Annotated in this window: 27 protein-coding genes and 9 tRNA genes; 3 read left to right on the forward strand and 33 right to left on the reverse strand. The window is 39.8% G+C overall.

Going from position 1 to position 23,814, the window contains the following annotated elements:
- Positions 1-11: 11 nt before the first annotated feature.
- The 5 genes from pgl to VEHSUH06_RS00395 all read right to left on the reverse strand — a co-directional run bounded on the left by pgl (position 12) and on the right by VEHSUH06_RS00395 (position 3,261).
- Positions 12-764 carry a 6-phosphogluconolactonase gene (pgl, locus tag VEHSUH06_RS00375; RefSeq protein ID WP_105097386.1) on the reverse strand — a complete coding sequence of 251 codons (753 nt, stop codon included), beginning with the start codon at positions 762-764 and terminating at the stop codon, positions 12-14.
- A gap of 169 nt (positions 765-933) precedes the next feature.
- Positions 934-1,725, reverse strand: a complete 792-nt coding sequence (locus tag VEHSUH06_RS00380) for an enoyl-CoA hydratase (RefSeq protein ID WP_009351193.1) — start codon at positions 1,723-1,725, stop codon at positions 934-936.
- 147 nt (positions 1,726-1,872) lie between these two features.
- The gene (rpsI, locus tag VEHSUH06_RS00385) at positions 1,873-2,265 is read right to left on the reverse strand and encodes a 30S ribosomal protein S9 (protein WP_004695188.1); all 393 of its coding nucleotides are present in this window, start codon (positions 2,263-2,265) and stop codon (positions 1,873-1,875) included.
- A 20-nt stretch (positions 2,266-2,285) separates the two neighbouring features.
- Positions 2,286-2,726: a 50S ribosomal protein L13 gene (rplM, locus tag VEHSUH06_RS00390; protein WP_059363981.1), complete on the reverse strand. Its 441-nt coding sequence runs from the start codon at positions 2,724-2,726 to the stop codon at positions 2,286-2,288.
- Positions 2,727-2,883: 157 nt separating this feature from the next.
- A complete protein-coding gene (locus VEHSUH06_RS00395) occupies positions 2,884-3,261 on the reverse strand; it encodes a hypothetical protein (protein ID WP_105097387.1) in 378 nt (125 codons plus the stop codon).
- 217 nt (positions 3,262-3,478) lie between these two features.
- On the opposite strand from VEHSUH06_RS00395, the gene VEHSUH06_RS00400 reads away from it, so the two are divergent.
- The gene (locus tag VEHSUH06_RS00400) at positions 3,479-4,684 is read left to right on the forward strand and encodes an MFS transporter (RefSeq protein WP_105081908.1); all 1,206 of its coding nucleotides are present in this window, start codon (positions 3,479-3,481) and stop codon (positions 4,682-4,684) included.
- A gap of 97 nt (positions 4,685-4,781) precedes the next feature.
- Here the strand turns inward: VEHSUH06_RS00400 and rpsD are convergent, their stop codons facing one another.
- Positions 4,782-5,369 carry a 30S ribosomal protein S4 gene (gene rpsD / locus VEHSUH06_RS00405; protein ID WP_009350991.1) on the reverse strand — a complete coding sequence of 196 codons (588 nt, stop codon included), beginning with the start codon at positions 5,367-5,369 and terminating at the stop codon, positions 4,782-4,784.
- Positions 5,370-5,666: 297 nt separating this feature from the next.
- On the opposite strand from rpsD, the gene VEHSUH06_RS00410 reads away from it, so the two are divergent.
- Positions 5,667-6,566, forward strand: coding sequence for a LysR family transcriptional regulator (locus VEHSUH06_RS00410; RefSeq protein WP_105097388.1), 900 nt, complete (start codon positions 5,667-5,669; stop codon positions 6,564-6,566).
- A 230-nt stretch (positions 6,567-6,796) separates the two neighbouring features.
- On the forward strand, positions 6,797-7,120 hold the full coding sequence (locus VEHSUH06_RS00415) for a YnfA family protein (protein WP_009351302.1): 324 nt from the start codon (positions 6,797-6,799) through the stop codon (positions 7,118-7,120).
- A 225-nt stretch (positions 7,121-7,345) separates the two neighbouring features.
- Here VEHSUH06_RS00415 and VEHSUH06_RS00420 read toward each other — a convergent pair.
- The 27 genes from VEHSUH06_RS00420 to VEHSUH06_RS00550 form a co-directional block, all read right to left on the reverse strand.
- Positions 7,346-7,421: transfer RNA gene (locus VEHSUH06_RS00420), tRNA-Val, on the reverse strand.
- Positions 7,422-7,424: 3 nt separating this feature from the next.
- Positions 7,425-7,499 (reverse strand) — tRNA-Glu (locus VEHSUH06_RS00425).
- A gap of 7 nt (positions 7,500-7,506) precedes the next feature.
- A tRNA-Asn gene (locus VEHSUH06_RS00430) sits at positions 7,507-7,582 on the reverse strand.
- Between the two features lie 7 nt (positions 7,583-7,589).
- A tRNA-Gly gene (locus VEHSUH06_RS00435) sits at positions 7,590-7,664 on the reverse strand.
- Positions 7,665-7,667: 3 nt separating this feature from the next.
- Positions 7,668-7,743: transfer RNA gene (locus VEHSUH06_RS00440), tRNA-Val, on the reverse strand.
- A 5-nt stretch (positions 7,744-7,748) separates the two neighbouring features.
- Positions 7,749-7,823, reverse strand: a tRNA-Glu gene (locus tag VEHSUH06_RS00445).
- Between the two features lie 5 nt (positions 7,824-7,828).
- A tRNA-Lys gene (locus VEHSUH06_RS00450) sits at positions 7,829-7,904 on the reverse strand.
- A gap of 4 nt (positions 7,905-7,908) precedes the next feature.
- Positions 7,909-7,984, reverse strand: a tRNA-Asn gene (locus VEHSUH06_RS00455).
- A gap of 5 nt (positions 7,985-7,989) precedes the next feature.
- Positions 7,990-8,064 (reverse strand) — tRNA-Gly (locus VEHSUH06_RS00460).
- Positions 8,065-8,383: 319 nt separating this feature from the next.
- Positions 8,384-9,490 (reverse strand): nicotinate-nucleotide--dimethylbenzimidazole phosphoribosyltransferase, encoded by a 1,107-nt coding sequence (locus tag VEHSUH06_RS00465; protein WP_105097389.1) that lies wholly within the window; start codon positions 9,488-9,490, stop codon positions 8,384-8,386.
- A complete protein-coding gene (locus VEHSUH06_RS00470) occupies positions 9,487-10,524 on the reverse strand; it encodes a nicotinate-nucleotide--dimethylbenzimidazole phosphoribosyltransferase (protein ID WP_105097390.1) in 1,038 nt (345 codons plus the stop codon). Before VEHSUH06_RS00470 ends, VEHSUH06_RS00465 begins: the two co-directional genes overlap by 4 nt.
- A 180-nt stretch (positions 10,525-10,704) precedes the next feature.
- Positions 10,705-11,592 carry a prephenate dehydrogenase/arogenate dehydrogenase family protein gene (locus VEHSUH06_RS00475; RefSeq protein WP_105097391.1) on the reverse strand — a complete coding sequence of 296 codons (888 nt, stop codon included), beginning with the start codon at positions 11,590-11,592 and terminating at the stop codon, positions 10,705-10,707.
- A 104-nt stretch (positions 11,593-11,696) separates the two neighbouring features.
- The gene (locus VEHSUH06_RS00480; RefSeq protein ID WP_105097392.1) at positions 11,697-13,043 is read right to left on the reverse strand and encodes an MATE family efflux transporter; all 1,347 of its coding nucleotides are present in this window, start codon (positions 13,041-13,043) and stop codon (positions 11,697-11,699) included.
- A 207-nt stretch (positions 13,044-13,250) separates the two neighbouring features.
- Positions 13,251-14,123 (reverse strand): 2-oxoacid:ferredoxin oxidoreductase subunit beta, encoded by an 873-nt coding sequence (locus VEHSUH06_RS00485; protein ID WP_105097393.1) that lies wholly within the window; start codon positions 14,121-14,123, stop codon positions 13,251-13,253.
- A gap of 1 nt (position 14,124) precedes the next feature.
- A complete protein-coding gene (locus VEHSUH06_RS00490) occupies positions 14,125-15,876 on the reverse strand; it encodes a 2-oxoacid:acceptor oxidoreductase subunit alpha (protein ID WP_105097394.1) in 1,752 nt (583 codons plus the stop codon).
- A gap of 320 nt (positions 15,877-16,196) precedes the next feature.
- The gene (truA, locus tag VEHSUH06_RS00495) at positions 16,197-16,982 is read right to left on the reverse strand and encodes a tRNA pseudouridine(38-40) synthase TruA (RefSeq protein ID WP_105097395.1); all 786 of its coding nucleotides are present in this window, start codon (positions 16,980-16,982) and stop codon (positions 16,197-16,199) included.
- Positions 16,979-17,782 (reverse strand): energy-coupling factor transporter transmembrane protein EcfT, encoded by an 804-nt coding sequence (locus tag VEHSUH06_RS00500; protein WP_105081916.1) that lies wholly within the window; start codon positions 17,780-17,782, stop codon positions 16,979-16,981. Before VEHSUH06_RS00500 ends, truA begins: the two co-directional genes overlap by 4 nt.
- Positions 17,772-18,632 (reverse strand): energy-coupling factor transporter ATPase, encoded by an 861-nt coding sequence (locus VEHSUH06_RS00505; protein WP_105097396.1) that lies wholly within the window; start codon positions 18,630-18,632, stop codon positions 17,772-17,774. The genes VEHSUH06_RS00500 and VEHSUH06_RS00505 overlap by 11 nt, the downstream gene beginning before the upstream one ends.
- On the reverse strand, positions 18,632-19,579 hold the full coding sequence (locus VEHSUH06_RS00510) for an energy-coupling factor transporter ATPase (RefSeq protein ID WP_105097397.1): 948 nt from the start codon (positions 19,577-19,579) through the stop codon (positions 18,632-18,634). Before VEHSUH06_RS00510 ends, VEHSUH06_RS00505 begins: the two co-directional genes overlap by 1 nt.
- A 282-nt stretch (positions 19,580-19,861) precedes the next feature.
- Positions 19,862-20,197 carry a 50S ribosomal protein L17 gene (gene rplQ, locus VEHSUH06_RS00515; protein WP_004695155.1) on the reverse strand — a complete coding sequence of 112 codons (336 nt, stop codon included), beginning with the start codon at positions 20,195-20,197 and terminating at the stop codon, positions 19,862-19,864.
- A 12-nt stretch (positions 20,198-20,209) separates the two neighbouring features.
- On the reverse strand, positions 20,210-21,214 hold the full coding sequence (locus VEHSUH06_RS00520; RefSeq protein WP_009350978.1) for a DNA-directed RNA polymerase subunit alpha: 1,005 nt from the start codon (positions 21,212-21,214) through the stop codon (positions 20,210-20,212).
- 71 nt (positions 21,215-21,285) lie between these two features.
- Positions 21,286-21,675, reverse strand: coding sequence for a 30S ribosomal protein S11 (gene rpsK, locus VEHSUH06_RS00525; protein WP_004695151.1), 390 nt, complete (start codon positions 21,673-21,675; stop codon positions 21,286-21,288).
- Between the two features lie 19 nt (positions 21,676-21,694).
- Positions 21,695-22,063, reverse strand: a complete 369-nt coding sequence (rpsM, locus tag VEHSUH06_RS00530; protein WP_009351251.1) for a 30S ribosomal protein S13 — start codon at positions 22,061-22,063, stop codon at positions 21,695-21,697.
- A 23-nt stretch (positions 22,064-22,086) separates the two neighbouring features.
- Positions 22,087-22,200: a 50S ribosomal protein L36 gene (rpmJ, locus tag VEHSUH06_RS00535; RefSeq protein WP_004695148.1), complete on the reverse strand. Its 114-nt coding sequence runs from the start codon at positions 22,198-22,200 to the stop codon at positions 22,087-22,089.
- A 26-nt stretch (positions 22,201-22,226) separates the two neighbouring features.
- The gene (gene infA / locus VEHSUH06_RS00540; RefSeq protein ID WP_004695147.1) at positions 22,227-22,445 is read right to left on the reverse strand and encodes a translation initiation factor IF-1; all 219 of its coding nucleotides are present in this window, start codon (positions 22,443-22,445) and stop codon (positions 22,227-22,229) included.
- A 23-nt stretch (positions 22,446-22,468) separates the two neighbouring features.
- Complete coding sequence (gene map / locus VEHSUH06_RS00545) at positions 22,469-23,239, reverse strand: type I methionyl aminopeptidase (protein ID WP_009350994.1); 771 nt, start codon at positions 23,237-23,239, stop codon at positions 22,469-22,471.
- 3 nt (positions 23,240-23,242) lie between these two features.
- Positions 23,243-23,806: an adenylate kinase gene (locus tag VEHSUH06_RS00550; RefSeq protein WP_009351243.1), complete on the reverse strand. Its 564-nt coding sequence runs from the start codon at positions 23,804-23,806 to the stop codon at positions 23,243-23,245.
- Positions 23,807-23,814: the final 8 nt, after the last annotated feature.

The following is a 23,814-nucleotide window of genomic DNA, read 5'->3' on the forward strand; positions in this document are numbered from 1 at the left end:
ACTTATATTCTTTAGTGTACATCATCATAGGCAGACTTGTCCACATACCAAGTGGCTTCTTGTGAAAGCACTGCCCCAGGTAGTACGCGACCAATGCGTTTTTCCCAAGGTAAATCCTCATAATCCTCGCGTTGGTACAACACCTTAGTAAGTGCGGTTTTCTTGCTTTCACCCGTTACAGTGAACCAAACAGCATCGGATTTAGCAAGGAAAGAAAAGGTCATAGAAATACGCTCCCATACCTTGCCATCCTCTACGGCCACTACCTCTTGATCTGCCACGCGAAGTGCATGAGAGCCTGCAAACAGCCCTGCTGTATGCCCATCTTCGCCTAGATCGAGCAATGCTAAATCGAGGCCAGATTTCTTGCAAGCCTTGAGCACATTCTTAATCTCTTTCTGATATTCCTCAGCCGCCTCTACAACGGTTCTAGAATCCGTATTAATTGGCAAGAAATGAGCCGCCCCTTTTGCCTTACAGAGCAAATGGGGTTTAACGCGATTAAAATAATTATCCTCGTGAGTTTGCGGCAAGAAACGCTCGTCAGTCCACACAAAGAATATGCGCTCCCAATTGAGGCGCTCAATATATTCAGGGGAATTGAGCAATTCTAACAAACCATTAACAACAGTGCCCCCTGTGATACCAACAATGCACGATTCCGTGCGGCTAATCTCTTCATTGGTAAAAGCAATGAAATCCTCCGCTAATGCTTGGACTACATCACTAGGACTGTCATAACATTTAATTGTATTTTGAGCCATGTAATAATGACCTCCTAAACTATTATAATAGTACTATTATATACACTTTTGCATCGTAATGAAAGCAAAAACCGATGTAACTCAATATAGGGAGCCACATCGGTTCGAATTATATTAGTAACTGCTTATAAATTACATGATATTTAGTACAATTACAAGAGGATAATTATTATTTTTGACCAAATTTAGGACGACGACGCTCTGTGAAAGCCAGAACCCCCTCTTTGAAGTCCTCAGAAAGACCTAATTCACATTGTTTTTCTACTTCAAACTTCTTGTATTCTTCCCAGCCAGCTAAGAAACTATTCCACATCATTTCCTTCATAACGCGGTAAGATTGTGCAGGACCTTTAGCTAACTTCTCTACAAGACGTCTTGTGGCTGTTTCTAGATCTTCTAATTCACAAACTTTATATACAAAGCCAAGTTCTTTACCTTTTTCAGCAGATACAGCTTCACCAGTCATAACGATATGCATAGCACGGTTCATGCCAATAGCTCGAGTCAACAAGTATAAACCGCCTGCATCAGGAGCAAGACCTACGTTTACGAAAGCCTGAATAAAGCGTACGTTATTAGCAGCTACAACAAAATCGGCAGCCAACGCCATGTTAAAGGCCGCACCTGCTGCAGCACCTTGAAGGCTCATAATAACAGGTTTAGGCAAACGTTTCAGAGCCATAGAAATCTGAGCTACTAACTCAACGATTTCAAATAAAGACTCTGTATCCCCTTCGTTTACAGCGCGTTCCATTTCTGTTAAATCGCCACCAGCAGAGAATACCTTGCCTTCAGCATTAATAAGCAATGCACGAACACTTTCATCGTTGTGTGCTTGAGCTAAAACCTCAAGGATCTCCTTGCACATCTCGATATTAAAACCATTCGCCACTGTAGGGCGATTAAATGTCAACGTACCAATCCCGTTGTCCACTACGTATTGAATTGTATTATAAATCATATGATTTCTCCTATATGAAAATCTATTTTCGAAAAAATTCGATTATTATATATCTATTATAGGAGAATTAAATGTCTCTGTAAATGATAGAAATGCAAAAACACCTGCAGACATTGTCTGCAGGTGTAATAACCTGTATTCCAAATATTAACGTTTGGAGAATTGGCTTGCTTTGCGGGCTTTTTTAAGACCGTATTTTTTACGTTCTTTCATACGTGGGTCACGAGTCAAGAAGCCAGCTTTTTTCAAAGATTGACGAAGTTCGCCATCTACGTCCAATAACGCACGGGAAATACCGTGACGAATTGCACCAGCTTGACCGGAAGGACCGCCACCAGCTACAGTTGCGATAACATCGTATTGTTCAACTGTGTTAGTCAAATTCAAAGGTTGTTTTACGATCAATTCCAAAGTTTGGCGACCGAAATAATCATTAAGTTCACGTTTGTTAACAGTGATTTTACCTGTGCCCGGTACCAGACGAACTCTAGCAACGGAAGATTTTCTACGACCAGTGCCGTAATATTGTGCTACTGCCATTATATGTTCCTCCCTCTAGATTATCGTACGGAAATTTCTAATACTTCTGGTTTTTGAGCTGCATGTGGATGCTCAGGACCAGCGTATACGTTTAATTTACGGTATTGTTGTGCACCCAATTTATTTTTTGGAAGCATACCACGAACTGCCATCTCAACAACACGTTCAGGTTGTTTTTCAAGCATCATACCCAATTTAGTGAAACGAGCACCACCTGGATAACCAGAATGACGGAAGTATTCCTTTTGCTCTAATTTTTTACCAGTTACGCGAATTTTTTCTGCGTTTACAACGATCACATGGTCACCAGTGTCTACGTGTGGTGTGAAAGTTGGTTTATTTTTGCCCCGAAGAACTTTTGCAACTTCGGCAGCAAGGCGTCCTAAAGTTTTACCTTCAGCGTCAACAACATACCATTTCCGTTCGATTGTGTTCGGATTGGCCATAAATGTAGTTTTCATGCTGCATATCCTCCTAATAACGTCATAATTCTACCAAAATCAGCTTGTCCTTTGCTTCCGGGGCTAATGGAAACACGACTAAAGCTTACTCAAAATAGTATACAGATTTTATGGGTTTGTGTCAATTAAAATTTAGTACTTATATGCTGTCATCAAATTATTTTTTTAATATAGAATTACATTGCTGTATTACATCATTCAATACGGTCTGATCAGTATTAAGAAGAAGTTTAACCCAATTATCACGCCAACTGCCTCCTAATTGAGCGTCTACTTTTATATGTCCATATGAATTACATATAATATGGACATAATCATCCGAATCAGCATAAGCAATACGAACTTCTCCATCTAATGTTATATATATTAATTTGAGTTGACTAATTAATTCTCTAAATTCATTTACAGTATAAACAAAGGCACCTCGACCAGAAAAGTCTCCACTTTTGATATATACACTAAAAGCGATACACTCATCTCGCGGCTCAGCATCAGCGATATATTTTTCTTCTAACTCAACACGGATAATATCCATTAATATCTCCTCTAAATAATAAAAATGAACAGACCTCTTTATTATCCTTCATTAGCAAAAACCTACTTATATTACACATTACTTTATATTGTGCAGGAAATTTAAATATTTATATAGAATTATGAATATATAACATCAAAATTGATAAAAGTTTAATTGAGATTTTGTAAAATAATACATATTATATCAGTACATCTATAATCTAGGAGATGATGATATGAATCTAGAAAACAAAAACTCATTTCTCTTAAATAGTGCTCTATTCTTTTCAACAATGGGAAGCACCGCAACAACACTAGGTTTTATAACATATATATTCAATACCACCCACAGTCCCTTTAATACAGGGGCAGTTACAATAGCGACATTATTAGTTGGAATGTTATTAGGCCCATTTTTAGGGATACTCGTAAAAGAAAAAGGCTTAATGTGGTCTATGGTAGTTCCTGAAATAGTTTCGAGTTTTATATTATTAATTTTTGTTTTCATAGATAACCTATATCTAGTATATATCATAGCTTTCCTTATAGGTTTTAATAATAAAATTTTAGGAATCGCTAGACTTTCTTTTGTACCTAATATTACAAATGATTTAGTCAAATTCAATGCACTGCTCCGGTCTATTAATCGTTTTGCATTAATAAGTGGTTCCTTATTATTTAGCGTTATAATTAATTACTCTTTAACGCTAGTATTCGTTATTGATGCAGTTACTTATATTCTTTCAGCCTATCTACTTTATCGTTTAAATAAAAATGTAAGAATACAGTCACACTCGACTATCTCCAAAAAAACCATTAGAGAAAGCATATATGATCGCATTCAACTTCTATTAAAAGGATATAAGTTATTATTCCTAAATAAAAAAATCAATTTTATAGTTTATTTGGGTATATTAGCCAGAATATTTTATATGTGTATACCTATTCTACTATTAATATTTATTAAAGATATCTTACATTTAACTGATAGTCAGTATGGATATACGCAAACAATCTCTAGATTGGCATCATTCATTATTTTTGGACTTCTTGCTAAATATTTTACTATTAACTTAGCAACGAGTTTTAAAAAAGTTTTGTTCCCTCTTTTTATACTATATGGAGGAAGTATTTTTTGCATAGGCTATATAGAAACAATAGAACAACTTTATATTCTATATAGTATATCTGAAATATTATTATTTACAGCCGTTGTTTTAGTTCATGCATATATACAATCTATTTTTTCACAAGAAGAGTTAACATTAGCTAGCGGTTCTGTAAGTACAGGCTTCTCTATTGGATCAATATTATCAATAACTATATTTACAAACTTAGCAAATATATTACCGCTACATGATATATTTTTTATATGTGGACTGGGGATAATTATAAGCACAGTTATTATAATAGGCTATACTCGATTAAACCAAGAAAGATAGATTTTATGATAATTATTTAATTTATCCTTTTATAAATAATACACTCATAACATATAAAAAATCCGCAGTGCGTTGCACTGCGGATTTTTGCGCCAAATTATTTGGAGTACAATTCGACGATAAGTGTTTCGTTAACTTCGATAGGAAGTTCTTCACGTTGAGGAAGACGAGTGAATGTAGCTTTGAAGCCTTCCAAGTCTTTTTCAATGTAAGGAAGTTCGAAAGAACGAAGTTCTTGGAAATTAGTTTTGAACATTTCGTTGTCGCGGGAAGCTTCACGAAGTTCAATAACGTCACCTGGTTTGCAGGAGTAGGATGGAATGTCTACACGACGACCATTTACCAAAATATGGCCATGGTTTACCATTTGACGAGCTTGACGAATGGAGTTACCGAAGCCGATGCGATATACAAGGTTATCAAGACGTTGTTCCAAAAGGATCAACATGTTTTCACCTGTAACACCTTGCATTTTTTTCGCTTTATCATAATAGCGTACGAACTGGCGTTCTAGCAAGTTGTAGTAAGCTTTAACTTTTTGTTTTTCTAATAATTGTGTGCCATACTCAGACATTTTTTTCTGACGTTGGTCTTTTTTGACGCGATTCAAGGCTTTTGCGTGACCGAATACGTTCACACCAAAGCGACGACAAAGTTTGAATCGAGCCTCTCTTCTCGTTGCCATGTGATTATCACCTCATAGTTGAATAAAAAACTTGTACCGACACATAATGGTACCCATGTATAATATCATTTTCATTTACTTATGTCAATTAATGATAATTGTGAAAGTTATTGAAATAAGTGCATAATCACAATTTTTAATTAATCTTTTTTATGATAATAGTACACGCTATATCGATTGTGCATGCTTCATCATATTTTATAGATTTAGATGAAAAAACAATTATAGTATGCTACAATATGAATAAGTAAGGTAATAGTTATCATTGGATTCTTATTACAAAATTGGGGGAACAACATGAAAGAGTTACCTACAATGCAAGAGCTACAAAGTTTTATTACTTATAATAAAACAGGAAGCTTTACATTAGCAGCACAATCTATGAATATTACACAATCAGCTTTCAGCGCTCAAATGAAAAAATTAGAGCGTTTAGTTGGTGTGAAATTAATCTCCCGTTCTACAAGAGGTAGCCGTTTAACGCCAGAAGGCGAATTATTCTTACCAGAAGCAGAACAAGTTCTCGATACATTAGAACGTGCTATTCAATCCATCCGCCTAGCAAGCAAGGTGGAACGTCCGATTTTGAACATCGGTGTACTGCGTAGTTTAGGTGATATTCGTCTAAATGGTTACGTATCACACTTCTTCCGAAATCATCCTGAGTTCTCTGTCAGCATCTATGACATGGAAGAAGAAGAGTTGATGCTCGACTTGCGCGAAAATCGTATCGACATTGCTCTACTTTATTTACCAAATAACAAAGATATGTCCGCATACGAATCTACAGCTCTTAGAGAGGACGAATTCGTATACTATGCGCCAAATTTAATAGAAGGCATGGAAACAGCTAGCTTGAAAGCGATTCAGCAACAACCTTTGCTCATGTATCCACCTAAATACTTCATGTATCGCACATTGAAAAACTACGTAGGCAACGGTCAACAAAATCTACACATCCGTGGTAGCCGCTTATCCAACCCTTACACAATGATCGACTATTGCCAAAAAAATAATTCTGGTTGCATCGTAGCAAAACAAATTTTAAATTCCTTAGGCATCACTGATGGTTTTGTTCCTTTAGAAAAACCATTCAAACTACAAGTGTGCTTCGCATTCAAGAAAAATAACTCCAAAACAGAAACGATGCATACCTTTATGGACTATGTACATAGCGAATCACCACCACGCTTATAAAAGTTAACTAAACCCCGTATACCTTTTAGGTGTACGGGTTTTTTTATACACAACACAACTCGATTCCATCACTAGATGCCATTACTATTAGAATCAATTTATGAGTACATTTTCGCCTTCATTCTAAACAATTATTAATCTAAGGATATAAAATAATTGCTCTCTCCTAATCTAGGTTGTAAAATAGAGAATAGATTTCAATTAATGTAGTAGAATACAGTGAGGTTATTATGCTCTTATCTATCCTCTTCTTTATACTAGCTGGACTTGCTGAGATTGGTGGCGGTTATCTTGTATGGCTTTACATGCGCGATGATAAAGGCCCTCTCTATTTAATCGCAGGTGCCATTATTCTATTTTTATATGGTATCATTCCTACCTTCCAACCGGAAGCAAGCTTCGGCAAAGTATACGCAGCATACGGCGGCGTATTCATCGCCCTTTCTATTCTATGGGGCTGGCTTGTTGACGGCTTGCGACCAGACACATATGATATCATCGGCGGTCTCGTTTGCATCGTAGGTGTATATATCATCATGTACGCACCACGGTAAACAGAATTACAGAACGTCTATAAGCCCAACAGAAGGAGTACAACTATAACAGTTGTACTCCTTCTTTATTTATATAACCATATGTATTCTCTTATGATTGTATGTATGTTCTTATGATTGTATCTATCTACTTATGACTGTATGTATTCTTATGACCATAGGTATTTTTACCCAAGTGTACTTTTAGATACTAAAAAACGGTCATCCGAAGATAACCGTTTACTTTGGTGGACGATGACAGGATCGAACTGCCGACATCCTGCTTGTAAGGCAGGCGCTCTCCCAGCTGAGCTAATCGTCCATGTGGTGACCCGTCCGGGAATCGAACCCGGGATACCGCCGTGAAAGGGCGGTGTCTTAACCGCTTGACCAACGGGCCAGAAATATGGCTCCTCGAGTAGGACTCGAACCTACGACCGATCGGTTAACAGCCGATTGCTCTACCGACTGAGCTATCGAGGAATGTTTATGGAGCGGGAAACGAGATTCGAACTCGCGACCCCCGCCTTGGCAAGGCGGTGCTCTACCGCTGAGCTATTCCCGCATGTGGTGGACGATGACAGGATCGAACTGCCGACATCCTGCTTGTAAGGCAGGCGCTCTCCCAGCTGAGCTAATCGTCCATATGTGGTGACCCGTCCGGGAATCGAACCCGGGATACCGCCGTGAAAGGGCGGTGTCTTAACCGCTTGACCAACGGGCCAGAAATGGTGACTCACCCGCGACTCGAACGCGGGACACCCTGATTAAAAGTCAGGTGCTCTGCCAACTGAGCTAGTGAGTCAAAATGGCTCCTCGAGTAGGACTCGAACCTACGACCGATCGGTTAACAGCCGATTGCTCTACCGACTGAGCTATCGAGGAATGTATGGAGCGGGAAACGAGATTCGAACTCGCGACCCCCGCCTTGGCAAGGCGGTGCTCTACCGCTGAGCTATTCCCGCATACAGAACCGATAATTAATATAACATGATTATCAATCTGTCGTCAAGAACAAATTGAGAATGTCCTGACTGCCTTATAATAATATCAATTTACACATATAGTGTCAATGGTTTTTCCATGAAATTCCTGCAAAATTTTGATTTTACAACGGCCCTAATTAAAAATGAGGGATTATGTAATCCCTCATCTATTTAATCACTATTTTCTAGGATTTTCGGTAACTTTGACTGATATCTCAACTAGTCTTATCCCCTATATAGCTTGCGTTAACCCATATTTAGCTTGAGTTCTCCATATTTGGTTAGTGTTACCTTATCTTTAATTAATTTTACCGGCTTGTCGTCCTTTACCGGCCCCATCTTCTGCGACACTAACTTCAGCTTCGATAAATGTTTTCATGTCATTTAGCATATGCATAGACGCATCGATAATAGATAGCCCCATTGTAGAACCTAAGGCTTCATCGATTTGCAAGTGATAGTGCAAACATGGTTTCACACCTAGGAATCGACATTGTTCCTTATGAATTGGTTCCTCATAGGCCGCCGATGGGAATACATAGTCTTTTACTAATGGCTCAATGGTAACAGCCGCCAATACAGCAGCACCTGTTACGGCATTATCAAAAACGATAGCCATACGATGACTCGCAGCACCTAAAATAAAGCCAGTTAAAAATGCAATATCAAGACCGCCTGCAATATGGAGCAAATGTAATACCGCATCACGGCGCTCGCTTTCACTCAATGCAGACCAATCATCAACAGCAATATTAAAGCGATCTACAAAGGAATGAATATGAGCAGACCGTTGTTCTACCGTAGGTCCACATTCGGTATGAACGAGAATATCGTCATAGGCACAGCCTGTAATTGTAGCCGTCGTTACGAGGGAGTCAAGGAACGCCCTTTCCCCTATATTGCCGATAGCCACCACTTGTAATCCATCAGCATGTAGTGTATCAGCATAGGTAAAGCCAAGCTCTAGAGCTCGCTCAAGTTCATCTTGAGAAATAACAGGTTCTACACCAAAGAAATGAGAGCCTTTACGAATGACTTGTTGATCAATATATTCTAGATCACTAGTATCTTGCTCAAGACCTACATTTACAACATGTACGTCTGCATTTAACTTAAATGCCGCCCCCTGCGTAGCCGTTCTACCTTCATTGAAATGTTTGATAGCGGCGTAGCTTTCACTACCATGCTGATTATTTTGAGGACCATCTACCAAGTGATCCGCTGCTGCAATGAGCACACCATGTCGCAAATGATTGGGCTTAGGATTTGCCAAAATACCTGCAAAGCGTTCTGCTATAAGCTCTAAGGTTGCTAGGCTATAAATAGGTTTTGTTAAATTATCAATACGTAACCGGCACTCCTCCATGGAGGGTGCGTGCAATGGTTCTATGTTGAAAGTTCTCATGCCTTACCTCCTGTTATGGCCAAATACATATGAACTGCAAGGTCTAGCATCCCCATTTGAACCGAACTACCAGAGGCCTCGCCTAGACAAAGTCCCAAATCTACATACGCTTCTAAGCCTAGATTTTCTAAAGAGGACTTCGCTGCCTTTTCGGCCGACAAATGAGATGCCATCACATAATCCATGACTTCTGGCACTAAAGTTTTAGCCACCAATGCACAAGCAGATGTATTGAAGCCATCGATGATAACTAATCCATTATTAGCGGCCGCACCTAAGATAACGCCAACGATACAAGCAAACTCAAAACCACCTACAGAGGATAAAATACCAATAGCATCGTCTTTTGGAATATCCTTATATTTTTCCAGCACATCATGAACGATGCGTTGTTTTAATTTGAGCCGTTCATCGGAAATATTCGTCCCTCGACCTGTAGCTTCTTCCGCAGTAAGTCCAGCAAACTTAGCGGTCATAAGGGCACTGGCGGTCGTATTTGATATGCCCATTTCACCGACTAAGAATACGTTAAAGCCTTCATCAATTTTCTCTTTTACAAGACGAATACCTGCTTCAATGCCTTCAATCGCTTGTTCCCGTGTCATAGCTGGTTCTTCTACAAAGTTTTTTGTTCCCATCCCCAGTTTGTGACTGCGTAAGCCTGGTACCCAGCTCATATCCGCATCAATGCCCATGTCGATGACTTCCATTTGAGCACCACAGTAATTAGCTAAGGAATTGGCACCAGCCCCTTTTGGAATTAGGTAGTTCTGTGTCATACCAACGGTCGTTTCCTTTGGATACGCACTAACCCCCATATCCGCCACACCATGATCCGCACTAGCGATAATCATACATGGCTTTGGTACAGTCAAAGTGTCTTGATTTGTGGCAGACCCATATTGGGCCACTACATTTACAAGACGACCATATTGCTCTACAGGTGACGCTGTATTCCAGCTATCAATTATATGTTGTTCAATCTCTTGGTTGCGACCTACAATAGCGCCACAAGTTTCTTGTAACAAACTCATACGATCTCCCTTAACTAATTAATAGATCAGTTTACTTTTAGAATATTAGTATATCTTTATAATACTATTATGTTTTTATAATACTATTATGTTTTTATAATATTAGTATATTTTAAGAATTTCAGTATACATATGTTAGGGCATAAACAATGTCACTTCAGCTACATAACCTTTATTATATTAACTATCCTTAATTTGCCCTGTTAAATACGGCAACTTAGTGCGTATGTCACGACTGCGTTCCAAATAGGATTCCAATTCTTGACCTTCATCATCTTGTGAAAGCACCTCTTTTACACGTTGTATTTCAGCTTCTATCCGAGTAAGCCCTTCAATGACATTGCGCCGATTACCGTAGATGATTTCGCGCCACATAGACGGCAAGCCACCGGCTACACGGGTGCAATCTCGAAAACCACCTGCAGATAATCTCATGCGCAATTCTCCCAATTCATCACCACCAGAAACTTGCGTCAAAATGGCAGCTAGCAAATGAGGCATATGACTAACCATGGCTAGATATTCATCATGAGCGTAAATATCGACGAACTCAATGCGTGAACCTACGGCACGGCCCATCTCAGCTAGCTCCTCGGCTACCTCTTCGCTATATACTTCAGAGGCCTTATCCTCTAGGACGATCCATCCCATACCTTTAAATAAGTTTTTATGAGATACTTCGTAGCCACCTTTTTCTGAACCCGCCATAGGATGGACGGAGACAAAAATCGTTCCCTTAGGAATTGATTCATAGACAGCACGGAGGAAGTTTTCCTTCGCACTCGATACATCTGTTACAACTTGTTTTGGTCTAAATAGATGTGCCGTTTCAGTAAAGAGTCGTGCGTTTGTATCTGGTGGTAAGGAGAACACAACAATATCTGAGCTTTCAATCAATGGTTCTACCTCGGTCCAAGCAGCTTTCACCACCCCATCTTGGATGGCCGCATCACAAACCTCTTGGCGACGAGCATACCCTACCACCTCATAATCGGTGTAAGCCTTCAAAGCCTTTGCCAATGAACCGCCTAATAAGCCTAAGCCAATAATACCTACTGTCTTACTCATATAAACCTACTTTCACAATATCTAGTAAATTACACTCTCCCATGTAATGCTACATATATCTACAAACTATAAAAGGAATTAATTAAAATAACAGAAACGCAAACCTAAGCTTCAATAAGTCTCTTGTTTTTCCATTTACCGCTATACCAGCGATACACAAATAATAACCCCCGTAAAATTTCATCGACAGCCATAGCAACCCAAATACCTACGAGGCCCCAGCCCCAATATATGCCAAAGAGATATGATAGTGGCACTGCACATAACCACATGCCTAAGATGCCTACGAGCATTGGAGTTCGAATATCCCCTGCGGCTTGTAAACAAGATACCATAACGATATTTACGGCACGACCTAACTCAAGGAAGATTTCTACTAATAATACATTATGGGCTAATGATAAAATTTCAGGATCTGTAGTAAAGACAGAAAGAACAACATCGCTAACAAGATAGAAGAATGTAGCAAGACCTACGTTAATAGCAATGGCTAAAAACGTAGAATGCCATACGCGATTACTTACCTCCTCTTGGCGTTTGGCCCCCATCAAGAATCCAACGATTACCTGTGAAGCATTGGCGAGTGCTATTGTATATACATAGCAAAGCATAGCAATAACGGATACATATACCTTTGTATTGATTACTGCGAGTCCCAAAATATTGACCATTTTCATAATCATCGTTTGAGACAATTGATAACTCAATGTTTCGCCACCAGAAGGAACACTGATATGCAATAAAGACTTAATCGTATGCCACGGAAATGGTTTTAAGAATGTAAAGCTCACCTCTAAGGTTAATAATTTCTTAAAAGTATATCCAATAATCACGAGCCCTACCACTTTAGATAGCCATGTTGAAATAGAAACACCTAATACACCAAGACTTGGTATTGGACCATGTCCAAAGATTAATACATAATTCGTTATAATATGAATTACATTCATAACGAGTGCTATATACATGGTAATACGCGTTAGTGAATGACCTCTAAACACAGCCACTAATGTATAGTACATAGCTTGTATCGGCAGCCCCGCCGCTACGATGGTCGTATAGAGCGACGTATCACTCATCGTTTCTGGCGGAATTCCTAGCCACGTGAAGATCCATTCATGACAAGTGATAAAAAATACTGCCGCTATGGATGAAAACAGAAAATTCATCACTAAGCTGACCGTACATACCTCAGATAGCTTGGACTGATTCCGAGCCCCTAAATACTGGGCAATCAAAATCGTCGTAGCTGTACTCATAACAATAATGAGCATAATAAAGATATTTAAAATTTGATTGGCATTAGCTACCGCTGCTACCGCTTGAGGAGAGTAGTGACTCATCATCACTTGGTCTATATTACCTACTAACAGCTGTAGGAATACTTCGATAAATATAGGCCAACTCAAAGTCCAGATAGATAAACTAATCCCCTTTTCGTCTGCTTTCATAAAAACCTCTGCAACGAACACGATACAATTGCAATGAATATCATACAATGTTCTTATTATATCACGTTATATAACCACATGGGACAAATCGCAGAAATCAATATACCAAATAGTTTTCATAAAATAGTACATACAAAAAAACGTGCCACCCGAAGGTGACACGTTTATTATGTAGATAAGCAAGTATCTATTGTGTTCTGCTAATGCTTATTTGAAGCCGTTACAAAGGCTGTCGAATAATGCTTGGTCAGGTTTTACAACGTCTTCAGTCAATGGACGTGGGTGTGCGCCGCCATTAGCTGCTGCCAAGGATTTTTCGAAGGAAGGTTTAGATGTATTTTGGTAAATAAGACCAGTAACCAAACCATCTGTATCGCCCAAAGTTTTAAGTGCTGCTGCACGATCTGTTGGATCATAGCCTTCAGGCAATGCTACTAAGTGTTCTTTGAACCAGTCATAGCTGTTGCGTTTGTTGTATGTAACACATGGGCTAAATACGTTGATGAAGGAGAAGCCATCATGGTCCATAGCTTGTTGAACCAAATCAACAAGTTCTTCACGGTTGATCATATAGCTTTGAGCTACGAATGTAGCACCTGCTGCAATCGCAGTTTCACAGATGGACAATGGAGACTCGAACGCACCATGAGGAGTTGTTTTTGTAACAAAACCGATGTCGGAACGAGGGGATGCTTGACCTTTAGTCAAACCATATACATGGTTATCCATTACAACGTATGTCATGTTTACATTACGTTTGAAAGCATGGATAGTGTGACCCATACCGATAGCGAACGCATCACCGTCACCGGAGAATGCGATAACTTCTAAATCTTGGTTAGCAAGTTTTACGCCTTGAGCGTAAGGAAGTGCACGACCATGAGTTGTATGAGCACCGTAAGCGTAGAAATAACCACCGATACGGCTAGAGCAACCGATACCGGAAATTACTGCTAATTTTTCTGGTGGAATATTTTTCGCTACTACAGCGTCAGTAATCGCTGCTTGAACCCCATAATGGCCACAGCCTGGGCACCAGTTAGGACGAATATCGTTTCTGTAATCTTTAGCTGTTGCCATATTATAGGACCTCCTTAATCGCATTTTTCACATAACTTTTTGTGAATGGATTACCATCGTATTTTAAGCAGCTAGAAATTTTATTTTTCTTATGCATGTTGATTTTAAACAAGTTAGTCAATTGACCAGTTTTATTGTGCTCTACGATAACCACTTTTTTCGCAGCATCAAAGAATGGTTGTAATTGTTTTGCTGGGAATGGTTTAATCAAGCGCAATTGTAAGTGGTTAACTTTAACACCTTCTTGATCGAATTCAGCAACTGCTTCTTCGATAGCGCCACGGCTAGAAGCCATACCTACAACAAGTACATCTGCTTCGTCGTATTTAGCGTTGTTCAAGAATGGTTCGTAGTTATCAGCTACAGTTTCCAATTTGCGGAAACGTTTATCAGTTTGCGCTACGTGCATTGTAGGCGCTTCTGCTGGTTTACCCTCTTCGTTATGCTCTAAGCCTGTGGAAAGGAATAGACCATTTTTCATGCCAGGAATTGTACGAGGAGAAATACCATCTTCAGTCAATTCAAAGCGTTTGAAGTATTTAGGTTGTTCCAATGCAGGAAGTTCTGCTTCTTTCATCATTTTACCGCGGTTAATAGGTACACGGTTCAAGTCGAAAGTAGGAACGGATTGTTTATTCAAGCCTTGTTGTAAGTCAGGCATAAAGATTACTGGACATTGGTACATTTCTGCCAAGTTGAAAGCTTTTTGAATTTCATAGAAGCATTCTTCGATAGATGTTGGAGAAATTACGATACCGGAGTAGTCGCCATGTGCATTGTAGCAAGCCGCATCAATATCGGATTGCTCAACTTTTGTAGCCATACCAGTAGATGGGCCAGAACGTTGAACGTCGATAACAACCATTGGCAATTCAGCCATGGAAGCCATGGACAAGGATTCTGCCATCAAGGAAAGACCAGGGCCAGAAGTACATGTGAAGCCACGAACACCAGCGTATACGCCGCCCATAGCTGTCATGCATGCTGCGATTTCGTCTTCTGTTTGAACAACAGTAGCACCCAATTTATCCATGTTTTTAATCATGAATTCCATAACTTCGGATGCCGGTGTAATAGGGTAAGATGCCATGAAACGGGAACCCGCTGCAATAGCACCGAGAGCACATGCTTCGTTACCTAATAAGAACATTTGATCTTTCTTACCAGGAGCTGTCAATGTATCGATTTCAACATCGCCCAATTTTTCCATTACAAGGCCATGACCATCGTCGAAAGCAGCCAAGTTTTTATCGATAATTTCTTGGGATTTTTTTGCGAATTGTTCAGCAATAGCATCTTTGAACAACTTAGTTTCAAAACCAAGAAGTGCTACGGACATGCCAAGTGCTACGATGTTACGCATCAACATAGATCCTTGTTTCATCGCTGTTTCAGAGATTGGCAAGGATAAGCAATTGATTTTTGTACCTTCGTATTTAGAGAAGTCCGGTTTTACTTTACTATCACAAATGATGTAACCGCCATCACGAACTTCAGAACCGTGCATATCAACAGTTTCTTGGTCAAGAGCTAGCAAGAAGTCTACGCCTTCACCAATAGACATAATTTGTTCTAATGCTACGCGCAATGCGAATGTAGTATGACCACCTTTGATACGAGATGCAAATAAACGTTGGCTATACAAGGAATAGCCTTCTTTAGCGAGGATTGTCGCCATAATTTCGCCGCAACTCTCGATACCTTCACCTTGTTGGCCGCCCATTTTCCAGATAAAATCTTTACGTTTTTGCAAGAGATTCACCCTCCTTAGGATAAAAATTACACTGCTGACAAGAGTCTAACTTACTATTTTATATATGTATAGTACGAATCTGTCTTATATCGTCATTGTATCATGTATACTTTAGGTTTACAATGTATCATTTCTCATAATAATAGGTATAAATTAGAGCATTATAACTAAAACTTATAAGAGAAAAAGGATACTACTTTTTTCGTAGTATCCTTTTAGTATTTATGCTCATCGTTTCATAATTACTCGTTTAAAAAATATTCTATATGAAATTATATAGAATATTTATTCTTAAATTATATAGAATATTTATTCTTAAATTATATAGAATATTTATTCCGTAATACCTCTTGTTGTCGTTCCTCAGTAAAGAAGATTTCTTCTAAACATAAACCTTGAGCGGGCGCAGTTTTTCCGATAACGCGACGGTCTTTAGCAGCTAAATAGCCTTTGATATCCTCCACCTTACGGCGACCAAGTCCTACATCTACGAGTAAGCCTGCAATATTACGTACCATATGGTATAAGAACCCATCGCCTACCACAGAAATAGTCACATGAGGTCCCTTACCCTCTACATGAATGCCCATAATCGTCTTAACGGGATCAGCCGGTGTAGAATTCGTCCCCTTTAAGGTCGTAAAATCATGTGTACCTAGTAATTCATTACCAGCAGCTTGCATGAGCTCGATATTGAGAGGCTTTTTTACATGCCAGTGATATCGTTTCGTCAACGGATTAGCAATGAGCTGATTATGAATAGTATATACATACTCTTTACCGTATATATTCCAACGTGGTTTCCAATCGAGTGGAATGTCCACAGCTTCAAGGACCACAATATCTTTAGGAATATGAGCTATCATGGCACGCGGAATATTTTCTACAGGTATAGCACCAGAGGTTTGAAAGGTACATACTTGAAACTTTGCATGTACCCCCGCATCTGTACGAGAAGCACCGTAGATTTGAATGGGCTCATTACAGATTTTTGACAAGCCATATTCTAAACAACCTTGTACGGTTAAGCCCTTATCATCAGGTTGCTTTTGATAGCCCGCTAAATCAGTGCCATCATAAGCAACTATGATCCGTATATTTCTCATAGGCCAAGCCACCACAACGCAATGAGTACAACAGTAACCAAAATAACAGCACCGACACCGATATAATCGACATAGGTCACTTGTAATTCTTTCATACGCGTACGATTTACACCGCCGCGATAACAGCGAGCCTCCATGGCGATAGCCAGTTCATCAGCACGTCTGAAAGCACTGATAAATAATGGTACCAATAAGGGCACCATATTCTTTGCTCGTTGAATGATAGAGCCGGTCACAAAGTCTGCACCACGGGCTGATTGGGCTTTCATAATACGATCCGTCTCATCCAATAAAGTCGGAATAAAACGAAGTGCAATAGTCATCATCATAGCCAGCTCATGAGCAGGTACGCCAATGCGACGGAATGGATTGAGCAAATGCTCGATACCATCAGTTAAACGAATAGGAGATGTGGTATACGTCAATAACGAGGAGAACAAGATTAAGAAAATTAATCGTGCCGCCATTTGAAGGCCCATTGCCACACCATGATCGGTGATATTAATAATACCCCATTGGAAAATGGTATTACCAGGTGTCGTAAAAATGTGAATCCCCATAGTAAATACAATGATAATCCAAAGCGGTTTAATAGCGGTCCACATAAGACGTAGTGGTAAACGAGATAATAGCATGGCAAAGATTGTAAAACCACCTACAATGCCATAAGCTAGCGGTGAATCTGCCAAAAAGATGGCAACTACGAAAATAGTAGTAGCAATAATCTTTGCTCGTGGATCCATGCGGTGCAAGAAAGAATTTCCAGGGAAGTATTGACCAATAGTAATGTTATTTAACATGGCTACCTCCTTCTAGAATTGCTTCTACTGCATCATCTACAGATAGGACTCTGTTAGACACATCAAGACCTTGTTCACGTAAGTACTCCATAGTTACAGACACAGGCGGTACATCTACGCCAACAGCTTGCAATGCATCTCGATGATTATTAAAGATATCCATCGGTTCCCCATCGAGTACTATACGACCTTTATCGAGTACTACTAGGCGAGAGGCCATGCGGGAAATATCCTCCATATTATGGGATACAAGGATAACCGTAATTCCTTTCTCCTTATGGAGGCGAATGATTTCCTCAAAGATTTCTTCACGACCAAATGGGTCTAGGCCTGCAGATGGTTCATCAAGAACTAAAAAGTCTGGATTCATAGCCACTACCCCAGCAATAGCAACGCGGCGCATTTGACCTCCGGATAAGTGAAACGGAGATCGTTCTGCATAGGTATTGTAGTCAAGACCTACAAACTTCATAGCATCACGAACGCGTTCATCTACTTCATCAGAGCTAAGACCTAGATTTTTAGGCCCAAAGGCAATGTCTTCAGCGATGGTTTCTTCAAATAATTGATGCTCTGGGTATTGGAATACCATACCTACCTTGTGGCGCATCTTTTTAGCTTCCTCTGTGGAGGCACTAATATCTACACCATTTACGGTTACTGTACCTGTTGTAGGGTGTAATAAACCATTTAAATGTTGTACAAAGGTGGATTTGCCAGAACCAGTATGACCGATAACACCTAGAAATTCACCATTTTCAATAGTAAGAGATATACCATGAAGGGCTGTTTTTTCAAAAGGAGTTCCCATGCCATAGGTGTATGTAATATTATCTAATACAATCGCCATTAGTGAGATTCCTCCCCTCTTGCATCAGTTGGCAGTTCACTAGCAGGAACTTCTTCAACCTTAGCAACCACATGATTAGAGTTTACTAATTGATCTGCCAGTTTTGAACTTTTCAGACCTTCTGCCAGTTCCTCATTGTTTATAATGCTGTTACCCACTTCATAACCTTTTGCATTTAATTTGAAAGCAATTTCAGAGGCTACAGGCACATCGAGGCCAAGTTCTTTCAAGGTATCTACATGACTAAAGATTTCACGAGGTGTGCCATCGTGTAATTTCACACCATTTTTCATAACCACCACACGGTCAGCCGTAACGGCTTCCTCCATGAAGTGTGTAATAAAGACAATAGTAATGCCCTCTTCTTTATTGAGCTTATGGACTGTCTCTAAGACCTCACGACGACCTTTTGGATCGAGCATGGCCGTTGGTTCATCAAGAACAATACAGTCTGGTTTCATAGCAAGCACGCCTGCAATGGCAATGCGCTGCTTTTGACCACCAGATAACAAGTGAGGACCATGTTCTCTATATTCAGTCATATTAACAGCTTCTAACGCTGCATCGACACGTTTTCTAATTTCATCACTAGGAATGCCTAGATTTTCAGGACCAAAGGCAACGTCCTCTTCTACGACAGCCGCTACGATTTGGTTATCAGGATTTTGGAATACCATGCCTACATGTTGGCGAATATCCCAAATATGCGCTTCATCGCGCGTATCAAAGCCACATACATTGACATGACCTTCGCTAGGTTGTAATAGCACATTAAAATGCTTGGCTAGGGTACTTTTACCACTGCCATTAGTACCGATAATACATACAAACTCGCCGCGCTTGATGGATAAATTCACATCATCTAATGCGCGTACATCATTGCCGTTTTCATCAGTATATATATGACTCATATGATTGACATCAATCATAATGTCTTTTTCGTTCATGAATAGCCTCATATCTTTCTAGTCAATTTCGTTTCTATGAAAGTATAACCTTTAAATTGTATATCACATTATTGACCCATTAACTACAACAAATTAATGTAATCCACTTTATAGATTAAGCATTAATTATTGCCATAAATATATATCATAAGGTTAACAATACTTATTCATCCTTTACGATAACTGCTAATATATTACGATATTGTACTAATCGATTGTACCATAAAATTGACAATAAAAAAACGGTGCTGCAACGTAAGTTACAACACCGTATGAGTTTGATTAAACTAACTCGATAATAGCCAAAGGTGCAGCGTCACCTTTGCGAAGACCAGTTTTGATTACACGAGTGTAACCACCTTGACGGTCTGCATATTTTGGAGCAATTGTATCAAACAATTTTTTTACTACGCTTTCATCCATGAGGTATGCAAGAACTTGGCGACGTGCATGAAGATCACCACGTTTAGCCAAAGTTACCATTTGATCAGCTAAAGAGCGAAGTTCTTTCGCTTTAGCTTCAGTAGTTTCAATACGCTCATATTGGAAGAAAGATGTTAACATGCTACGGAACAACGCTTTACGAGCGGAGCTGTCGCGGCCTAATTTTCTGTACATTCGTCTTCCTCCTTATTCGCCTTTTTGTTTAAGTTGAAAACCACCTGGATGATTGTTGAGTTTTTCCTCAATTTCATCGATGGATTTTTTGCCTAAATTGCGAACTTTTCCTAAGTCATCAATGGTTTTGTCTAGCAAGTCTGCAATTGTATTAATGCCAGCACGTTTCAAGCAGTTATACGCACGAACAGAGAGCTCCAACTCATCGATGGAAATCTTTGCTGGGCCGTCATCTACAGCTGGTTCTTCATTATCGGAACCTACTGGATCAACAACGATACCGCCTTCACCTGTGTTAACATCTACAACGTCTGCAGAGTGCGCTAATTTAGTGAAGTTCCCTAAATAACCAATCATAATGGCAGCAGATTTTGCCACTGCATCAGCAGCGGTAATGGAACCATCAGTCCAAACTTCTAATGTAAGTTTGTCAAAGTCCATTTCATTGCCTACACGAACATCACTCACTTCGTATTTAGCACGAAGAATTGGAGAGAAGATGGAATCGATTGGAATGCAACCGATAACATCTGTATCTTTTTTATTCTTCGTAGAAGGAACGTAACCTTTGCCACGTTCGATTACTACATCCATTACGAGATGAGCTGTCTCATCCATTGTCGCAATCACGAGTTCAGGATTCAATACTTCTACTTCTGGTGGGAATTGTTCAGCCAAATCAGCAGCTGTCAATACACCGTCCTTTTGGAAGTCAAAGTGTACTTCCAAAGGTAATTGAGCATCTTCTTCAACTTTGATGCACAATTGCTTTAAGTTAAGGATGATATCCGTAACATCTTCGCGAATACCAGGAATAGTAGAGAATTCATGAAGAACTCCATCAATTTTGATAGAGGTGATAGCTGCCCCATCCAAGGATGAAAGCAAAATTCTGCGTAAGCTATTACCAAGAGTGATACCATAACCACGGTCCAATGGTTCACATACGAACTTACCATAGCGACCGCCGTCGGCGATGTCCACTTTCTCGATTTTAAGTTTCTTTTCTTCGCTCATCAGGAACATCCTCCTATACAACACACGTTCATAGTTTAATTATAGCACCGTATCAAATCGGCCGCTATAAATTATACACGACGGCGTTTTGGAGGGCGACAACCATTGTGAGGAATTGGAGTTACGTCTTTAATGGAAGTAACTTCAAGACCTGCAGCTTGTAAAGCACGGATTGCAGCTTCACGGCCGGATCCAGGACCTTTTACGAATACTTCAACAGTGCGAAGACCATGTTCCATTGCAGCTTTAGCAGCTTGTTCAGCAGCCATTTGAGCAGCGAATGGAGTGGATTTACGGGAACCACGGAAGCCCAAGCCACCAGCGGAAGCCCAAGACAACGCGTTACCGTTTGTATCTGTCAAAGTTACGATAGTGTTATTGAATGTAGAACGAATATGAGCCGCACCGGATTCAATATGTTTCTTTTCTTTTCTTTTTGTTCTAACAACTTTTTTAGCCACGCTTTATCCCTCCTTTATCTTATTTCTTTTTACCAGCAATTGCTTTTCTAGGACCTTTGCGAGTACGTGCATTCGTTTTAGTACGTTGACCACGAAGTGGTAAACCCATACGATGACGTTTGCCTCGATAGGAGTTGATTTCAATTAAGCGTTTAATGTTAAGTGCTTCTTCACGACGAAGGTCACCTTCTACTTTGTATTCAGCATCTAACAATTCACGGATTTTCACGACTTCATCTTCGGAAAGATCGCGAACGCGTGTGTCTGGATTGATGCCAGTTTTAGCAATAATTTCAGCTGCCAAAGTTGGACCAATACCATAAATATAAGTTAAACCAATTTCCACTCGTTTATCACGAGGTAAGTCTACACCGGCGATACGTGCCATCTAATCATCCACCTCCTATCAGATTATCCTTGTTTTTGTTTATGTTTTGGATTTTCGCAAATAACCATTACACGGCCTTTGCGTTTAATGATTTTACATTTTTCGCATATCTTTTTAACTGATGGTTGAACCTTCATTAGTACCTCCTTTGTGGACCCTATGCTTATTTAAAGCGATAGGTGATGCGACCACGATTTAAGTCATACGGTGTCAGTTCCATAGTAACTTTATCACCAGGAAGAATACGGATAAAATTCATACGCATTTTACCTGACACATGAGCCAATACGATATGACCATTTTCCAATTCTACTTGGAACATGGCATTCGGTAATGCCTCAACTACCGTACCTTCCACCTCAATAACGTCTTCTTTTGACATATCTTTTCCTCCGGTTACCTGTTTTATTTAATTAACCGCGGTTCTTCCCGCATAGTTAATATTTCAGGGCCGTTTTCTGTAACAACCACTGTATGTTCGAAATGAGCAGCAGGTTTACCATCTGTGGTAACTGCTGTCCAGTCATCCCCTAATACACGAACACGATGCGTCCCTAGAGTAATCATCGGTTCGATACACAATACCATACCTGGTTTCATAATAGGTCCTTGTTCAGGACTACCATAGTTTGGTATTTGCGGATCTTCATGCATTTCGCGGCCTAAACCATGACCTACGAAGTCGCGAACGACACCGTAACCATGTTTCTCACAATACGTTTGAACAGCGTGGCCGATGGCACCAATTCGGTTACCAACTTTCACTTGTTCAATTCCCTTGAACAGACTTTCTTCTGTAACTTTTAACAATTTCATCACATCAGGTTTGACGTGACCGATAGGAACCGTCACAGCCGAATCGCCGTGATATCCATCAATAGATGATACAAGATCAATACTGAGGATATCGCCGTTTTTAAGCTTGCGCTTAGCGCTCGGAATACCATGAACGACTTCTTCATTGACAGAAGCACAGATTGTTGCAGGGAATCCATAGTACCCTTTACAACTTGGTATACCACCGTGGCTGCGAATATATTCTTCGGCAATTGTATCTAACTCAAGCGTCGTGATGCCAGGTTTAGCCTTTTCTACTAACAAGGACAACGTGTCTGCTGTAAGCTTACTTGCCTTGCGGATACATTCAATCTCATGGGGCGATTTCAAAATAATCATAGATTATTTCTCCAACGCCTTAATGATGTCAGCAAATACTGCGTCTACATCTTGTAAACCATTGATTTCTTCATACAATCCGCTGTTGCGATAGTAGTCGATTAATGGTTTAGTTGATTCGTCGTACACAGCTAGACGTTTCTGTACTGTTTCAGGGTTATCATCAGCACGATTTTCTAGAACAGCTCGTTCGCTAATACGTTTAACCAATTCCTCAGTAGGAACGTTTAAGTTAAGTACAGCGTCCAAAGAAATTCCTAATTCTTTAAGGATTGCATCCAAGGATACAGCTTGTGCTGTAGTTCTTGGGAAACCGTCAAGAATAAATCCAGATTTGCAGTCATCTTTCACCAAGCGATCACGTACGATACCAACAGTTACACTGTCTGGTACCAATTGACCAGCATCGATGTATTTCTTAGCCTCAACTCCAAGAGGTGTTTCGTTCTTAATCGCAGCGCGGAACATATCACCTGTTGAAATTTGGGGAATACCGTATTTTTCAATAAGTCGAGCTGCCTGAGTGCCTTTACCAGCACCAGGAGGTCCCATTAATAGAATATACATATTGTTTC

The organism is Veillonella sp. S13053-19 (genome assembly GCF_002959835.1).
Lineage (GTDB): Bacteria > Bacillota > Negativicutes > Veillonellales > Veillonellaceae > Veillonella > Veillonella rogosae.

Excerpts from the sequence above, each read along its gene's own strand:
- VEHSUH06_RS00400 (WP_105081908.1), top strand. The coding sequence starts at position 3,479 with ATGAATCTAGAAAACAAAAACTCATTTCTCTTAAATAGTGCTCTATTC.
- map (WP_009350994.1), bottom strand. The coding sequence starts at position 23,239 with ATGATTATTTTGAAATCGCCCCATGAGATTGAATGTATCCGCAAGGCA.
- VEHSUH06_RS00505 (WP_105097396.1), bottom strand. The coding sequence starts at position 18,632 with ATGGCGATTGTATTAGATAATATTACATACACCTATGGCATGGGAACT.
- VEHSUH06_RS00465 (WP_105097389.1), bottom strand. The coding sequence starts at position 9,490 with ATGAGAACTTTCAACATAGAACCATTGCACGCACCCTCCATGGAGGAG.
- VEHSUH06_RS00410 (WP_105097388.1), top strand. The coding sequence starts at position 5,667 with ATGAAAGAGTTACCTACAATGCAAGAGCTACAAAGTTTTATTACTTAT.
- VEHSUH06_RS00550 (WP_009351243.1), bottom strand. The coding sequence starts at position 23,806 with ATGTATATTCTATTAATGGGACCTCCTGGTGCTGGTAAAGGCACTCAG.
- VEHSUH06_RS00485 (WP_105097393.1), bottom strand. The coding sequence starts at position 14,123 with ATGGCAACAGCTAAAGATTACAGAAACGATATTCGTCCTAACTGGTGC.
- rpsD (WP_009350991.1), bottom strand. The coding sequence starts at position 5,369 with ATGGCAACGAGAAGAGAGGCTCGATTCAAACTTTGTCGTCGCTTTGGT.
- VEHSUH06_RS00475 (WP_105097391.1), bottom strand. The coding sequence starts at position 11,592 with ATGAGTAAGACAGTAGGTATTATTGGCTTAGGCTTATTAGGCGGTTCA.
- rpsI (WP_004695188.1), bottom strand. The coding sequence starts at position 2,265 with ATGGCAGTAGCACAATATTACGGCACTGGTCGTAGAAAATCTTCCGTT.
- VEHSUH06_RS00520 (WP_009350978.1), bottom strand. The coding sequence starts at position 21,214 with ATGAGCGAAGAAAAGAAACTTAAAATCGAGAAAGTGGACATCGCCGAC.
- rpmJ (WP_004695148.1), bottom strand. The coding sequence starts at position 22,200 with ATGAAGGTTCAACCATCAGTTAAAAAGATATGCGAAAAATGTAAAATC.
- rplM (WP_059363981.1), bottom strand. The coding sequence starts at position 2,726 with ATGAAAACTACATTTATGGCCAATCCGAACACAATCGAACGGAAATGG.
- rpsM (WP_009351251.1), bottom strand. The coding sequence starts at position 22,063 with ATGGCACGTATCGCCGGTGTAGACTTACCTCGTGATAAACGAGTGGAA.
- VEHSUH06_RS00470 (WP_105097390.1), bottom strand. The coding sequence starts at position 10,524 with ATGAGTTTGTTACAAGAAACTTGTGGCGCTATTGTAGGTCGCAACCAA.
- VEHSUH06_RS00395 (WP_105097387.1), bottom strand. The coding sequence starts at position 3,261 with ATGGATATTATCCGTGTTGAGTTAGAAGAAAAATATATCGCTGATGCT.
- VEHSUH06_RS00510 (WP_105097397.1), bottom strand. The coding sequence starts at position 19,579 with ATGAACGAAAAAGACATTATGATTGATGTCAATCATATGAGTCATATA.
- VEHSUH06_RS00415 (WP_009351302.1), top strand. The coding sequence starts at position 6,797 with ATGCTCTTATCTATCCTCTTCTTTATACTAGCTGGACTTGCTGAGATT.
- VEHSUH06_RS00480 (WP_105097392.1), bottom strand. The coding sequence starts at position 13,043 with ATGAAAGCAGACGAAAAGGGGATTAGTTTATCTATCTGGACTTTGAGT.
- VEHSUH06_RS00500 (WP_105081916.1), bottom strand. The coding sequence starts at position 17,782 with ATGTTAAATAACATTACTATTGGTCAATACTTCCCTGGAAATTCTTTC.
- pgl (WP_105097386.1), bottom strand. The coding sequence starts at position 764 with ATGGCTCAAAATACAATTAAATGTTATGACAGTCCTAGTGATGTAGTC.
- infA (WP_004695147.1), bottom strand. The coding sequence starts at position 22,445 with ATGTCAAAAGAAGACGTTATTGAGGTGGAAGGTACGGTAGTTGAGGCA.
- truA (WP_105097395.1), bottom strand. The coding sequence starts at position 16,982 with ATGAGAAATATACGGATCATAGTTGCTTATGATGGCACTGATTTAGCG.
- VEHSUH06_RS00380 (WP_009351193.1), bottom strand. The coding sequence starts at position 1,725 with ATGATTTATAATACAATTCAATACGTAGTGGACAACGGGATTGGTACG.
- rplQ (WP_004695155.1), bottom strand. The coding sequence starts at position 20,197 with ATGTACAGAAAATTAGGCCGCGACAGCTCCGCTCGTAAAGCGTTGTTC.